Here is a 13,980-nt window from a genome sequence, read left to right on the forward strand (position 1 = left end):
CGGGGTTTCCGCTCGGCCTGCTTACCGTCCGCCCTTGAGCTGCCGCGGCCGGGCGTTCGTCCTCTGCGGTCCGGGTGGGTCTCTACCTGCTTCCTGGCTCCTGATCTGCCGCGCGCTCGCCGTCCGCCGAGCGCACGGGTTCGTAGTGCGTGCTGATCACCGTGTACGTCTCGCCGTCCATCGGTGGCCGTGTCCAGGAGCGGGTGGTGAACGTGTGCAGCCGTCCGCTCGTGATGGCATGACGCGGCAGACGGGTACCGAACTCCCCGGCCACCGCTTCCAGCAGCGAGTGCTCCACCTCGGCGCGGTCTTCCAGGTCGCCGAAGAACCGGCTGGGGTCCAGGGCCTGCGGTATTTCCCCACTGCGCCGGATCTCTCCGTCCGCGTAGGTGAACGCGTACTGCTCGGCTCCGTCCCGCGCCACCGAAAGATGGAAGAACGGTTCCCCGTGCCGTGTCCTCAGGCCGCTCCACACCACCACTGCGCGGGTGCCCGTGCTGGCAATCGGGGCGGGGGAGACGAAGCGCCGCCGGCCGAACGGGGCGGGGTCGCCGTCGAAGGCGAAGCTCCAACGGGGGCCGGCCCGCCCGACCGCCATGAGCGCCCTGTCGTCGTAGGACGAGAACTCCCTCTGGTCGTGCGTCAGCCTCTGGCGCGCCTCCCGGAGGGTCATGGGTTCGTTCAGCATGGTGCCGTCCCCGTCCGAAAGACGGGCGGGCAGCTCCTCCGGTCCCACCCTCTCCACCAGGACGAGCCGGTAGGACGCGCGGTTGTCGCCGGGGTCGTGCTCCGCGAGCCACGCCAGGCCGCCCGGGTCGGGCCCGGCTGCCGGCTCCGGTGCCTCACCGGTCTGCCCGCCCCGTGGGGCGGACAGCAACTCGACGCCCCGCTCGGGCGTCAGCAGCGGCCCGAGTACGGGGTCGGCCACCCACCCCAGCGGAGCCAGGTGGTCCGGTCCCAGCGGTTCCCACAGGGGCAGAGCGTTCCTCAGCGTCCGCCATGCAGTGTCGGTGTCTCCCCACCGTGCCCGCTCCCGAGCCCGCTCGACCGCTTCCCCGAACGGTCCGGTCGCCGTGTACCGGTACGTGCCGCCGCGCACCTGCTCCAGCGTCGTGTAGGCCAGCGCCACCAGGTCGTCGTCGGCGCCCCGCAGCGGGAATCTCAGCGTGGAGTCGTCCCAGTACGAGTGAGCCGCGTGCTCGGCGACCAACGGCGGCAGGAGTTCGGGCGCGTACCGCGGGTCCGTCACCAGGTCGTCGAAGTGCACCATGGAGGTGTGCCCGAGCAGTCGGCGTATCTGGTCGCCCAGCCCTGCGGCCCGCGGTCTGCCGTACGCCTTGGCCTCGTCCAGCGCCTTCACGGCCCGTGCCCAGCCGCCCCGCAGCGCCTCCAGCCGGGCCTCCTCCACCAGGGCGTCCAGCCTTCGCGTCGTGTCGTTGACGAACACCGGCTTTCCGTCACTCGGTTGCGCCCGCAGACGGTGGAACTGCCGGTGCATGTCCCGCATGAACGCGAGGAAGCTCGCGTGCCGCTCGGGTGACTCGGCCCGCCAGCCCGCCCACGTGTACACGGCCCACTCACCGTCCTCGTCCACGTCCTCGGGATCCAGGAGGACGTAGGTGGCGTCGGACTCGACGTCGAGCTGCAGCCCTCGCCGCCAGAGGTCCGCCTCCCGCCACTCCTCGGGCTCGGATTCCTCGTCGAGGTCTTCCTCGAACAGGTCCGCGAGCTCGGACTCGTTGTCGTGCCAGTGCGCGCCCTCGGTCCCCGCCAGCAGCGACACGAATCCGCCCGCGTGCCGCCACCCGTCGCTGACCGCGAGGAACTCCCGGTAGGACGGGGGCATCCGGCGGCCGAGGCGCTCCTCCATGAACGCGATCCGCTCCTCGGACGCGGGCGGGAACCCCAGCCACCGCGCCTGCCGGGCGGCCTCTCGATCCTCGACCCGTGTCTCGTCGTCCGGGAGGGAGTCCACCCACTCCCCGCTCCACCTGAGCAGGAAGTCCCGCCAATCGAATGCCGTGGTGTCCTTCATGCGCCCGATGTTGCCACCCGCCACTGACAGCGCTCCGCGGTCTGCGCGGGTGTTGTTCTTCGATGGGGTGTCCTCGGCAGAGGGAGGGGACCTCCGGTGTGTCAGTGGGGCGGGTGAGTCACTGAGTCAGGAGACGCCGGTGAACGTCCAGGTCCCGGATCGCGCCGGGCGTCGCGGGGGCTGGGTGAGCGACGCGCCGTCGGAGGCGCACGCCGTCGGTGTTTCAGCCCCGGATGCCGACGGCGCAGTGAGCCGGTTCGCGCTCGCGGAAACCGTCGGCCTTGTCGTACTCGGCGAGGGCACTTTCGGTGTGGTGCGGACGATCGTGTCGCCGCCGATGTCCGAGACGGTGTTGCCGCGGATCACGACGCCGGTCTGCGGTGTCCACGTACCGTAGGTGGACCCGCAGTAGGCGTTGGTCAGTCGCCGTCCACGGTGCGGCCGGCCGGCAGGAGTTCGCGGATGTCCGCGGGCAGTGCCCCGGCCACCTTCTCCGTCAACTCCGGAGTGAGGGCGGCGTCGAGCACCTCCAGCACGGCGGCGGCCTCGCGCAGGGCCTGCTCCTCGTCCGTCGCCGCGCGGCTTGCGATCCGGCCGGCGAACACGGTGAGGTCGAATCGTTCGGCCGACGTGTCCGAGTGGCCGTCGGTGAAGGAGCCCGTCACCTGTCGCATGGCGGTGGCCAATGGGGGAGGCAGCTGGGCGGCCGTGTGATCCGCGAGCCCGGACGGCAGCCGCTCGGCCAGTGTCTCCAGTACGGCCCGCGTCGCCTGCTCGGCAGAACCCCGGTCGGGCAACTGAGCGAGCGCCTGCACTTTTCCGATCATTTCGTCGTGCTGCATGAGGTGGGTGTCCTTCCCCATGGTGCGATCCGGCCGGGAAAGGCCGGTAGCCGGTTCAACGGGCGAGTACCCGGAGTTCCGCCGCTACACCGGAGGTCCGGGGGGAGGACGGGGCCGAGCGTCGGGCCTCGCGTGTCTTCCTCGTCGACCCGGCGTCGCGGCGACCCGGCCGGTATGCCTGGCCGTCCGCATGCCCGTGCATCCGATGTGCCTGGTATGTCCGGTGTGCCCGACCGCTCAAGCGGGTACTCGTCAGCGGCATCGAACAGCACCAGGGGAGATGAACCCGCGTGATCTCCGAATCCGTACTGGTCACCTCGGGCGACGTCGCGCTGGACGGAGACCTGGTAATCCCCGGCGGGGCGCGGGGAATCGTCCTGTTCGCGCACGGAAGTGGCAGCTCGCGCCTCAGTCCCCGTAACCGGGCGGTCGCCACCGGACTGCGCAGGGCGGCCTTCGGCACGTTGCTGCTGGACCTGCTGACCGGGGACGAGGAGCGCGAGGACGTGGCGACGGCCGGGCATCGCTTCGACATCGCGCTGCTGGCCCGGCGACTCGTGGATGCCGTCGACTGGCTGGAGCGACGCCCGGACACCGCGGACCTGCCCGTGGGTCTGTTCGGGGCGAGTACAGGGGCGGCGGCCGCCCTGGTGGCCGCGGCGGAGCGGCCCAAGCAGGTGGCGGCGGTGGTGTCGCGGGGTGGCCGGCCGGATCTTGCCGGTGACGTGCTGCCCAGGGTCGTGGCCCCGGTCCTGCTCGTCGTCGGCGGCAGCGACGCGGTGGTGCTCGACCTCAACCGCCGAGCCGCGGAAAGACTGTCCGTACCCCACCGGACCCGTGTCGTGGCCGGGGCCACGCACCTCTTCCCGGAACCCGGTGCTCTGGATCAGGTCACCGAGGCCGCCGCGGACTGGTTCCGCGACCACCTGACCGAGCGGGCGGACGACGAGCGCTTCGGCAGGTCACGCAACACCGTGCGAGGCCACTCTCCCCCGTGAGAAAGGCAGATACCCGGTCATGCGATTCCACGACCGCCGGGAAGCCGGCCAGGCACTCGCCGTCCGCCTCATGGAACGGGCGTCCGGCGGCGACTTCCCCAACCCCCTCGTGCTCGCGCTGCCCCGGGGCGGCGTCCCCGTGGCCGCCCAGGTCGCCCGGGCGCTCGGAGTGCCACTTGACGTGCTGGTCGTACGGAAGATCGGTCTTCCGGGCCGACCCGAGACGGGCATCGGCGCGATCGTGGGCGAGGACCCGCCGCTGTTCGACCGGCGGGCACTCGACATGCTCGGCCTGGACGAGGACCGCCTCATTGCGGACGTGGCCCGCGAGCGCACCGAACTGCGCCGACGCGCACTGCTGTACCGGGGCGAACGGCCACCGCCCCGGGTCGAGGACCGGACCGTGATACTCGTCGACGACGGACTGGCCACCGGTGCCACCGCCCGCGCCGCCCTGCGCCACCTGCGCCGTCTGCGTACCGCCCGACTGATCCTCGCCGTTCCCGTCGGCGCTCCCGAGACCGCGGCCGAGATGGAATCGGAGGCCGATGAGGTGGTCTGTCCGCACCGGCCGCCGGACTTCCGGGCGGTCGGCCACTGGTACGAGGACTTCGAGCAGGTGAGCGACGACGAGGTCATCGAGGTTCTCCACGAACACGATGCCTCTCCTCAAAGGGACTGATGCCGCCGTCACAAGGATTGCTGCCGCCCTCACAAGGACTGCTGCCTTCCCGTAGTACAACGGCCGGAGTACGAGGCCGTGTTGGCCGCCCGGGCTGCTTGTCGCCCGTCGCCCGCCGCGGGTGGTGACCGTCGGGGTCGGCCGCCGCCGACTCCGCCCGGTGGGGTTTGTGTCCCCGGTGCCTTCAGCCGCACCCCCGCCGAGGAACGGAACCGGTCCCGCAGAATGACGAGTAGCCCCCGGGGGTGGCCGGCGGTGACGGCCAGTTCTTCGTCAGGCGCCGGCGGCACCTCCTTCCGGTGGCGCAGTGCTCTGCCGTACGACGAGGTGCGAGGCCAGTTCGATGCGCTGGGCGGCGCGGCCCGGGCCGTCCGGGCGGAAGAGCATCCGGGTCGCCTCCTCGGCCATGTGCCGCAGTGGCTGGTGGACCGTGGTGAGTGGCGGGCTCGACCACTGGGCCAGCGGTACGTCGTCGTAACCGACGACCGAGAGGTCCTCGGGCACGCGCAGGCCCCTGACCCGGGCCGCCTCCAGCACGCCGAGGGCATGCAGGTCACTGCCCGCGAAGATCGCCGTCGGCCGGTCCGGGCCGGCCAGCAGGTCCATCCCGTGCTCGAAACCGCTCTGCACGTCGAAGTGGCCGAAGCGGACGAGGCGCTGGTCGATCGTCAGGCCCGCCATCGTCATGGCCGACCGGTATCCGTCGAGACGGGCCAGTGAGCACAGCATGTCCTCGAACCCGGTGATGATCGCCACGCGTTGGTGTCCGTGGTCGGTGAGATGACGCGTCGCGGCGAGACCCCCGGCCCAGTTGGCGGAGCCCACGGACGGTACGTCGGGGTCCGGGTCGCCGGCCGGGTCGACGATGACGAAGGGGATGTCCCGCGACCGCAGTCGGTGTTTCATCTCGGCGGGGAGCGACGAGAAGACCAGCACCACGCCCAGTGGCCTGCGCCGGAGCACCCCCTCGATCCAGTCGGGCGCGGGTGCGTGCCGGGTGCCGCTCCTGGTGAGCACCACGGTCGCCCGGTTCGCCTTGGCGGCGGTCTCCACACCCTGGACGAGTTCCATCGCCCAGACGCTGTCCAGCTCGTGGAAGACGAGTTCGACGAGCGGGGAGCGTGACGGACTCGAGGTCCGGCGACGGTAGCCGTGGGCCTCCAACAGCCGCTCCACCTTGACCCGGGTGGTGCTGGAGACATCCGAACGACCGTTGAGGACCTTCGAAACTGTCGGAGGAGAGACCCCCGCTTCTTTCGCCACCTCGGCCAGGGTGACTCTCGCTCCCACCTCAACTTCATCGTGCATGCAGGCAGGATAGGCCATCCGATCGATAACGTTTTGAGTCGGCACCCGCACGACCATTGACCGGAAATCCCGTCTGACTTTACTGTCCGACCAGCATGGACTTTCGGTGTTGATGCCGAAACTTTCGAAAGGCGAACGATGAAGACACGTGCGCGCTTGCCCAGACTGGTCGCCACCGGTGCGACGCTCGCCATGGCGCTGAGCCTGTCCGCCTGCGGTGACGGGAGCGGCGGGGCGTCGTCCGACGACGGCAAGATCCATGTCCTGGTCTACGGGGACGCCACCAACAAGGTCGAGCAGAAGATCGTCGACACGTTCAACAAGACGTCCGACGTCAAGGTCGTCCTCGACACCATCCCGGGTGCGGACTACCAGAAGAAGCTGCAGACGATCATCAACACCCCCCAGGCTCCGGACGTCTTCTTCAACTGGGGCGGCGGCAGCATCAAGCCGTTCGTCAAGGCGGACCTGCTGCTGCCGCTCGACGACTTCATCAAGAAGAACCCGGACCTGGAGAAGAAGTTCCTGCCGAACGTCTTCGAGAGCGCGGTCGTCGACGGCAAGCCGTACGGCATCCCGATGCGCGGCACCCAGCCGGTCCTGCTCTTCCACAACAAGGCGGTCCTCGACAAGGCCGGCGTCCAGCCGCCGAAGACCTGGGACGAACTGCTCGCCGCGGTGGAGAAGCTCAAGGACGAGGGCGTCACGCCGATCGCGCTCGGCGGCGGCGATGTCTGGCCCACCCAGATGTGGTTCCAGTACCTCTACGACCGCATCGCCGGCCCGGAGCTGTTCGCGAAGGCCGTCGGGGGCGACAAGGCCGCCTGGGAGAGCGCGGACAGCAAGGAGGCCCTGGACAGGATCAGGGAGCTCGTCGACGCCGGCGCCTTCGGCAAGAACTACGACTCCGTCAAGTACACCAACGGCGGCTCGGTCCAGCTGGTGGCCTCGGGCAAGGCCGGCTTCGAGCTGATGGGCTCCTGGTACTACTCCCAGCAGCTGACGGACCACCCGGACTTCGCCGAGAAGGACCTCGGCTACACCGCCTTCCCGGCCGTCGAGGGCGGCAAGGGCGACCCGGGCAACGTCGCCGGCAACACCAACAACTACTACTCGGTGATGAAGAAGACCAAGCACCCCGAGGCCGTCGCCGAGTTCCTGAAGCTCATGTACTCCGACGACTTCGTCAAGGCGCAGTTGGACATCGGCAACCTGCCGACCACGACCAACACGGACAAGTTCATCGAGACCTCGGGCACCCCCGAGTACTCGCGCTTCCAGTACGACCTCGTCTCCGACGCCCCGTCGTTCCAGCTCTCCTGGGACCAGTCGTTCCCGCAGAAGGCGAGCTCGGACATGCACAAGGCCATCCAGCAGTTCTTCAACGGACAGCTCGACACGGACGGCTTCATCAAGGCCATGCAGGCCCTCCCGACCGAGTGACGAACGGCTCATGACCACACAGATCACGAGCGCCCGGCCGGCCGCCGGACCCCGCAAGGGGTCCCGGCGGCGGCCGCCCGCCTCGTCCGCAACGCAGGTAGGCCGCCCGGGCTTCGCCTGGGCGCTGCCCGCCGCAGTCTTCTTCGCCCTCTTCGCGATCGTTCCGCTGATCATGGTGGCGGTGCTGTCCTTCATGAGCTGGGACGGGCTCAGCTCGCCCGAGTTCGTGGGCATGGACAACTGGTCGCGCCTCATGGACGACCCGGTCATGCTCAAGAGCATCTGGCTGACCCTGCTGCTGACCGCGCTCGGCGTGGTCCTCCAGACCCCGCTGAGCATCCTGCTCGGTGTCTGGGCCGCCGGTCACCAGCGCAACCGCGCCGTCCTGTCGGTCATCTACTTCATCCCACTGCTGCTGTCCGCGACGGCCGTGTCCGTGCTGTGGCGGGCGCTGCTCGACCCGAACTTCGGCATCCCGGCCGAGGCCACCTGGCTGTTCGGCGACGGCAACCTGTTCGGCGAACAGGCCACTGCCATCGGGGTGCTGGCCTTCGTCAGCACCTGGCAGTTCACCCCGTTCCACACGCTGATCTACCAGGGTGCCGCCCGCGCGATCCCGCCGGTGCTGTATCAGGCCGCGGAGATCGACGGGGCGGGCCGCTACCGGCAGTTCTTCCACATCACGCTGCCGCAGCTGCGCACCTCCATGGTCACCTCGGGGATCCTGATGATCGTCGGCGGTCTGACCACGTTCGAGACGGTCCTCATCCTGACCCAGGGCGGCCCCGGCACCGACACCACTATCAGCGCCTACTACATGTACGACAAGGCGTTCAAGAGCTTCGACTACGGCACCGGCTCCGCGATCGCCCTGGCCCTGGTCGTCGCCGCCACGATCATCTCGCTGATCGTCGTCCGGGTCTCCGGCTACGACAAGATGCGCGGCTCAGCGGAGGGTGTGTCATGAGACGCCGACCGAACTACCTGGCCGGCGCCGGCTCGCTCTTCTGGCTCCTCCTGGTCGGCCTGCCGCTGTACGTGATGCTGTCCGCGACCCTGCGCACCCGTCAGGACTACGCCGAGAACGGCCCCGTGTCGTTCCCGGACAGCTTCACGCTGGACAACTTCACCGGTGCCTTCGACTCGGGCTTCGGCCAGTACTTCTTCAACACGCTGGTCGTCACCGCCTCGGTGATCGGCATCGTGCTGCTGCTGGTCCCGCCGCTCGCCTACGCGATCGTCCGCAGCCGCGGCCGGACCACGTCGGCGATCTTCCGGCTGTTCCTGCTCGGCCTCGCCATCCCGGCCCAGGCCGTGATCGTGCCGATGTTCTACCTGATCAGCGAAGCCGGGCTGTACGACAACCTTCTCGGCGTCATCCTGCCCACGGCCGCGTTCTGCCTGCCGATGTCCGCGCTGATCCTCAGCGGCGCGATGCGTGACATCTCCGCGGAGCTGTACGAGGCCATGGCGATGGACGGCGCCAGCCCGCGCCGCATGTTCTTCCAGCTCGTCCTGCCGCTGTCCCGCGGCGGACTGTCCACGATCGTGGTGTTCTCCGCGCTCCAGGCGTGGAACGGCTTCCTGTTCCCGCTCGTCCTGACCCAGTCCGAGTCCACCAAGGTGGTCACCCTGGGCCTGTACAACTTCCAGACCGCGCACGGCATCGACATCCCCGGTCTGCTGGGAGCCGTGGTGCTGTCCATGGTGCCCATCCTGCTCGTCTACCTGTTCGCCCGTCGCGCCCTGGTCCAGGGTCTGATGGGTGCCGGAGGAAAGTGACCGCCAACGTGGCCGTAGAGACCACCCCCGAAGTGCCCCTCTGGAACGACCCCGCCCGATCCCTCACCGACCGGGTGTCCGCGCTGATCGAAGCGATGACCCCCGAGGAGAAGATCGCCCAGCTGTACGGCGTGTGGGTCGGCGCGTCCAACGAGGGCGGAGACGTCGCCCCCCATCAGCACGACATGGAGGAGGCCGTCGACCTCGACGCCCTTCTGCCCATCGGGCTGGGACAGCTCACCCGCCCCTTCGGCACCGCCCCCGTCGACCCGGCGCTCGGCGCGCTCTCCCTCATGCGTACCCAGGCCCGTATCGTCTCCGAGAACCGCTTCGGCATCCCCGCCGTCGCGCACGAGGAGTGCCTGGCCGGCTTCGCCGCCTGGGGAGCGACCGCCTACCCCGTCCCGCTGTCCTGGGGCGCCACCTTCGACCCGGACCTGGTCCGGCGCATGGCCCTCGCCATCGGCCGCGACATGCGGGCCGTCGGCGTCCACCAGGGCCTCGCGCCCGTCCTGGACGTGGTGCGCGACGCCCGCTGGGGCCGGGTGGAGGAGACCATCGGCGAGGACCCGTACCTGGTCGGCACCATCGGCACCGCGTATGTGCGCGGCCTGGAGGACGCCGGCGTCGTCGCCACCCTCAAGCACTTCGTCGGCTACTCGGCCTCCCGCGCCGGACGCAATCTCGCGCCCTCCTCCGTGGGCCCGCGCGAGCGGGCCGACGTCCTGCTGCCTCCCTTCGAGATGGCGATCCGGGAGGGCGGCGCCCGATCGGTGATGCACGCCTACACCGACATCGACGGCATGCCCGCCGCCGCCGACGAGGACCTCCTCACCGGGCTGCTGCGCGACACATGGGGCTTCGACGGCACGGTGGTCGCCGACTACTTCGGCATCGCCTTCCTCAAGACACTGCACGGCATCGCCGCCGACTGGGCGGGTGCCGCCGGCGCCGCGCTGCGGGCGGGCGTGGACGTCGAACTGCCCACGGTCAAGACGTTCGGGGCGCCCCTGGTCGAGGCGGTCGCCGACGGCCGCCTGCCGGAGGCGGTGATCGACCGCGCCCTGCGTCGGGTACTCACCCAGAAGGCGGCACTCGGGCTGCTCGACCCGGACTGGGACCCGGTGCCGCCCGCCCTCGACGGCGTCGACCCGGACGACCCGGTCGCCCTGCGCGGCAGCATCGACCTCGACGGCCCGGAGAACCGCGAACTGGCCCGCACGGTCGCCGAGGAAGCGGTCGTGCTGCTGAGCAACGACGGCACCCTGCCGCTGGAGAGGCCGCGCCGCATCGCCCTGGTCGGACCCAACGCCGACGAGGCCACCGCCGTACTGGGCTGCTACTCCTTCCCCCAGCACATCGGCGTCCACCACCCCGAGAACCCGGTCGGCATCGAACTGCCCACCCTGCGCGACACCCTGGCAGCCGAGTTCCCCGACGCCGAGTTCACTCACGTGCGCGGCACGGGGGTCGACGACGGGGACGTCTTCGGCATCCCCGAGGCCGTCCGGGCGGCCCACGACGCGGATGTCGTCGTCGCCGTCCTGGGCGACCGCGCAGGACTGTTCGGCCGCGGCACCAGTGGAGAGGGCTGCGACGTCGAGTCGCTCGCCCTGCCCGGCGCCCAGCAGCAGCTCCTCGACGCCCTGCTGGACACCCGCAAGCCGGTCGTGACGGTGCTGCTCGCCGGCCGGCCCTACGCGCTGGGCCGCGCCGTGGCGGAGTCCGCCGCGATCGTGCAGTCCTTCTTCCCGGGCGAGGAGGGCACCGCCGCCATCGCCGGTGTGCTCAGCGGGCGCACCAGCCCCACCGGTAGGCTGCCCGTCAGCGTGCCGCGCGGTGCGGGTGCCCAGCCGACCACCTATCTCGGGGCGCGGCTCGCCCATGCCAGCGAGGTGTCCAACATCGACCCGACACCGGCCTTCGGTTTCGGGCACGGCCTCACCTACACGACGTTCGCCTGGAGCGACCTCACGGTGGACACCGAGGAGGCGCCCACCGACGGTGGGTTCGAGCTGGAACTCACCGTCCGCAACACCGGCGAACGGCACGGAACCGAGGTCGTCCAGCTCTACCTGCACGACCCGGTCGCCTCCGTCGTCCAGCCGGTGCAGCGCCTCGTCGGCTACACCCGGGTACCGCTGGCCCCCGGCGAGGGACGCCGCCTGCGTGTCACGGTCCCGGCCGACCTGGCCTCCTTCACCGGGCGCGACGGCCACCGTGTCGTCGAGCCGGGCGACCTGGAACTACGGCTCGCCGCGTCCAGTACCGATCCGCTCCTGACGGCGACGGTGACCCTCACCGGCCCGGAACGCCGTGTCGACCACACGCGGCGGCTGCACGCCGCCTTCGTGCAGGAAGCCGCTGCCGAGGCCTGATCCGCCGGCAGTTCCGCGAGCGGTGCCACCCGGCGACTCCCGGGTGGCACCGCTTCTCCTTCTCCCTGGCCGGCGGGCCGGCGGGGCGACTCCCGGCGGTGCGGCCGTGTCGACGCGGCCGGACCCCACCGGATCGGTGAGGATGGAGGGCCCGTCGGCCGACCCGAGGACGCAAGGATGTGCTGGAGCGCGGAGGCCGACCTCGTCGCGGGCGTCGCGGTCGCCGCCGTCGGCGTGGCCTGCGTGGCGCGGACCCGGCGGGTCCGTGACCTTCCGACGGCCGCACTGCCCCTGCTGCTCGGAGTCCATCAGATGGTCGAGGCGGCGGTCTGGGCCTCGGACGGGGGAACCGGTCCGGCCACCCTGGCCTGGACGGTCATGGCCCTCCCGCTGCTCGCGCTCTGGGTGCCGGCGAGCGTGCTGTGTGCCGCGCCGCGGTCCGCACGGCGTCGACTTGTCGTGCCGCTCGCCGCCGGAGTCGCGACGGCGACGGTGTTCTCGTACGCACTCGCAACGCGCCCTGTGCGGGCGGAGATCCGCGGCCACACCATCGGCTACGCGGTGGACCTGCCCCACGCCGAGCTGCTGGTCGTGGGCTACCTGGTGGCCACGGTCGGCCCCCTGCTGCTCTCCGGTGACCGGGGCCTGCGTGTGCTCGGGTACCTGGCCGGCATGGGCGCCCCGATCTGCTGGGCCCTGTGGCGGATGGAGTTCGTCTCGACGTGGTGCGCGTTCGCGGCGGTGTGCTCGATGGTCCTGCTCGGCTGGGTGAACGGGCGCCGCGTCAGGCGGTGATCGGTCAGCGGCCGCGCAGGGTGTCGAGCGCGTGCAGCGCCACGTGGAGTTCGGTGCGCTGCTCGCCGGATTCGAGGTCGCGGCCGAGTAACCGTTCGATCGCGCGCAGCCGTTGGTAGACGGTCTCCCGGGACAGACCGCCGGCGCGCGCGGCGACGGTCTTGTTGCCGGCGGCGTCCAGGTAGCCGCGCAGGGTGGCCAGGAGCTCGGTGCCGTGCCGGGCGTCGTGGTCGAGGAGCGGGCCCAGCCGTCGTTCCGTGAAGTCCTGGACGCGGGGATCGTCGCGGAGCGCGAAGAGCAGGCGGCGCAGGCCGATGTCGGACCGCTCGTGGAAGGAGCGGTCCGGCGGGAGGGACTGACCGGGCTCGGTGGCCTCGGCCACCCGGGCCGCCTCGCGGAACGAGCGGGCGACGTCGGCGAGGTCCGAGGCCGGGGAGCCGACGCTCACGGTCGTGCCCGGGACCGTGCCCCTGGCGCTGCGGCTCAGCCGTTCCACGGCCTGCCGCCAGGGCTGGGACGGGCGCAGCGCGAGCAGGATGCCGAGGCGGGAGGGGGCGAGGCGGCCGACGAGCGCCTGGGCCCCCGTCGTCCCCAGCTCCTCGGTGAGGCGGGTCTCGGCTCTCACGGTGTCCTCTTCGTCCTCTTCCGCGGGCACGTCCGCGAGGACGGCGACGAAGCGGGCGTGCTCCGTCGGAAGGCCCAGGGCCGCCACCCGGGCGCGCGCGTCCGCGGGGGAGTGGTGCCGCTGCTCGACGAGGTCCCGCAGGGCGTTGCGGTGTGCGGTGCGTTCCCAGGAGGTGGGGTGGGTGAGGCGGGCGATGGTGAGGGCCATCGCGGTCCTCTCCAGCACGGTGACGTCCTCGGGGCCGAAGGCCTCGGACACGGACGTGCCGGACGGCCCGGACGTGCCGGACGTGCCGGACGGCCCGGACGTGCCGGACGTGCCGGACGGCCCGGGCGTGCCGGGCAGCATGACCACCCGCCCCCAGCATTCGCCCTGGTACTCCACCGGGGCCACGAGCCAGCCCTCGGGACCGAGGAGCCCCGTACGGTCGGCCGGTGGGGTGGCCCGGGAACGCTGTTCCCAGTCGGTGAGCGCTGCTTCCGTCGTACTGCCCAGGGGCTCGCAGAGCAGCGCCCGGTGGACCAGGCTCTCCAGCACGACCGTGCGGCCGCACATCCGAGCTGCGGCGCTCAGCACGTCCTCGGGACCGGCGCCGCGCAGGGTGAGGGCGGTGAACGCCTCGTGGACGCGCTGGGTCCTGCGCATCGCTTCCGCCTGGTTGCCGAGGATGAGCGTGTGGACGACCTGGGTGACCTCCAGGAAGTTGACGTCCTTGGCGAGCGTGACCAGAGGGAGGCCGCGGGTCCGGCAGGCGTCGACGAGGGCGTCGGGCGGCCGGTGATAGCGGCGTACGAGTTCGATGACCAGGGCCGCGGCACCGACGGCGGAGAGTTCGTCGACGTAGCGGCGTACAGCGGTGGGGTCGTCGGGCAATGGCATGCCGGTGGTGAGGACGAGTTCGCCGCCCTTGAGGAAGGAGGCCGGGTCCGTAAGTTCGGTGATGTGGACCCAGCGGACCGGCCGGCCGACGTGGTCCAGGCCGGTGACCACCCGCGGCTCTCCCGCGGCGAGGACGGGCAGCGCCAGCGTGTCGGCCACGGTGAGGCAACGTCCCACCGGCTCCGGGCCCGGGCTCGGGCACCGAACGGGTGC

Annotated in this window: 12 protein-coding genes; 8 read left to right on the plus strand and 4 right to left on the minus strand. The window is 71.1% G+C overall.

From position 1 onward, the window contains the following. Positions 1-82 precede the first annotated feature (82 nt). Positions 83-2,035: an SMI1/KNR4 family protein gene (locus tag ABEA26_RS14180; RefSeq protein WP_345592463.1), complete on the minus strand. Its 1,953-nt coding sequence runs from the start codon at positions 2,033-2,035 to the stop codon at positions 83-85. 184 nt (positions 2,036-2,219) lie between these two features. Between ABEA26_RS14180 and ABEA26_RS14185 the strand changes: the two genes are divergently transcribed. After that, positions 2,220-2,432 (plus strand): hypothetical protein, encoded by a 213-nt coding sequence (locus tag ABEA26_RS14185; protein ID WP_345592464.1) that lies wholly within the window; start codon positions 2,220-2,222, stop codon positions 2,430-2,432. A gap of 22 nt (positions 2,433-2,454) precedes the next feature. On the opposite strand, the gene ABEA26_RS14190 is transcribed toward ABEA26_RS14185, so the two are convergent. Beyond that, positions 2,455-2,877 (minus strand): DUF2267 domain-containing protein, encoded by a 423-nt coding sequence (locus tag ABEA26_RS14190; RefSeq protein WP_345592466.1) that lies wholly within the window; start codon positions 2,875-2,877, stop codon positions 2,455-2,457. 290 nt (positions 2,878-3,167) lie between these two features. On the opposite strand from ABEA26_RS14190, the gene ABEA26_RS14195 reads away from it, so the two are divergent. Together ABEA26_RS14195 and ABEA26_RS14200 are read left to right on the plus strand one after the other, a co-directional pair. Beyond that, a complete protein-coding gene (locus ABEA26_RS14195) occupies positions 3,168-3,875 on the plus strand; it encodes a dienelactone hydrolase family protein (RefSeq protein ID WP_345592467.1) in 708 nt (235 codons plus the stop codon). A 19-nt stretch (positions 3,876-3,894) separates the two neighbouring features. Next, on the plus strand, positions 3,895-4,557 hold the full coding sequence (locus tag ABEA26_RS14200) for a phosphoribosyltransferase (protein WP_345592469.1): 663 nt from the start codon (positions 3,895-3,897) through the stop codon (positions 4,555-4,557). Positions 4,558-4,830: 273 nt separating this feature from the next. Here ABEA26_RS14200 and ABEA26_RS14205 read toward each other — a convergent pair whose 3' ends face one another. After that, on the minus strand, positions 4,831-5,865 hold the full coding sequence (locus ABEA26_RS14205) for a LacI family DNA-binding transcriptional regulator (protein WP_345592470.1): 1,035 nt from the start codon (positions 5,863-5,865) through the stop codon (positions 4,831-4,833). Positions 5,866-6,003: 138 nt separating this feature from the next. Here ABEA26_RS14205 and ABEA26_RS14210 point away from each other — a divergent pair, with 138 nt between their 5' ends. From ABEA26_RS14210 to ABEA26_RS14230, 5 genes are all read left to right on the plus strand, one after another. Beyond that, complete coding sequence (locus tag ABEA26_RS14210) at positions 6,004-7,308, plus strand: ABC transporter substrate-binding protein (protein ID WP_345592471.1); 1,305 nt, start codon at positions 6,004-6,006, stop codon at positions 7,306-7,308. Positions 7,309-7,318: 10 nt separating this feature from the next. Beyond that, complete coding sequence (locus tag ABEA26_RS14215) at positions 7,319-8,275, plus strand: carbohydrate ABC transporter permease (RefSeq protein ID WP_345592473.1); 957 nt, start codon at positions 7,319-7,321, stop codon at positions 8,273-8,275. Continuing rightward, positions 8,272-9,090: a carbohydrate ABC transporter permease gene (locus ABEA26_RS14220; RefSeq protein ID WP_345592474.1), complete on the plus strand. Its 819-nt coding sequence runs from the start codon at positions 8,272-8,274 to the stop codon at positions 9,088-9,090. The genes ABEA26_RS14215 and ABEA26_RS14220 overlap by 4 nt, the downstream gene beginning before the upstream one ends. Beyond that, positions 9,087-11,468, plus strand: coding sequence for a beta-xylosidase/alpha-l-arabinosidase (locus tag ABEA26_RS14225; protein ID WP_345592476.1), 2,382 nt, complete (start codon positions 9,087-9,089; stop codon positions 11,466-11,468). Before ABEA26_RS14220 ends, ABEA26_RS14225 begins: the two co-directional genes overlap by 4 nt. A 177-nt stretch (positions 11,469-11,645) precedes the next feature. Continuing rightward, positions 11,646-12,263: a DUF6629 family protein gene (locus ABEA26_RS14230; protein ID WP_345592478.1), complete on the plus strand. Its 618-nt coding sequence runs from the start codon at positions 11,646-11,648 to the stop codon at positions 12,261-12,263. Positions 12,264-12,267: 4 nt separating this feature from the next. Here ABEA26_RS14230 and ABEA26_RS14235 read toward each other — a convergent pair whose 3' ends face one another. Further along, on the minus strand, positions 12,268-13,926 hold the full coding sequence (locus ABEA26_RS14235; RefSeq protein WP_345592480.1) for a PucR family transcriptional regulator: 1,659 nt from the start codon (positions 13,924-13,926) through the stop codon (positions 12,268-12,270). Positions 13,927-13,980 lie beyond the last annotated feature (54 nt).

This window comes from Streptomyces marokkonensis (genome assembly GCF_039539045.1).
GTDB classification, from domain to species: Bacteria; Actinomycetota; Actinomycetes; order Streptomycetales; family Streptomycetaceae; genus Streptomyces; species Streptomyces marokkonensis.

What these genes read in the sequence shown, in the direction of transcription:
- ABEA26_RS14180 (WP_345592463.1), bottom strand. Translation starts at nt 2,035, where the DNA reads ATGAAGGACACCACGGCATTCGATTGGCGGGACTTCCTGCTCAGGTGG.
- ABEA26_RS14190 (WP_345592466.1), bottom strand. Translation starts at nt 2,877, where the DNA reads ATGCAGCACGACGAAATGATCGGAAAAGTGCAGGCGCTCGCTCAGTTG.
- ABEA26_RS14200 (WP_345592469.1), top strand. Translation starts at nt 3,895, where the DNA reads ATGCGATTCCACGACCGCCGGGAAGCCGGCCAGGCACTCGCCGTCCGC.
- ABEA26_RS14205 (WP_345592470.1), bottom strand. Translation starts at nt 5,865, where the DNA reads ATGCACGATGAAGTTGAGGTGGGAGCGAGAGTCACCCTGGCCGAGGTG.
- ABEA26_RS14210 (WP_345592471.1), top strand. Translation starts at nt 6,004, where the DNA reads ATGAAGACACGTGCGCGCTTGCCCAGACTGGTCGCCACCGGTGCGACG.
- ABEA26_RS14215 (WP_345592473.1), top strand. Translation starts at nt 7,319, where the DNA reads ATGACCACACAGATCACGAGCGCCCGGCCGGCCGCCGGACCCCGCAAG.
- ABEA26_RS14220 (WP_345592474.1), top strand. Translation starts at nt 8,272, where the DNA reads ATGAGACGCCGACCGAACTACCTGGCCGGCGCCGGCTCGCTCTTCTGG.
- ABEA26_RS14230 (WP_345592478.1), top strand. Translation starts at nt 11,646, where the DNA reads ATGTGCTGGAGCGCGGAGGCCGACCTCGTCGCGGGCGTCGCGGTCGCC.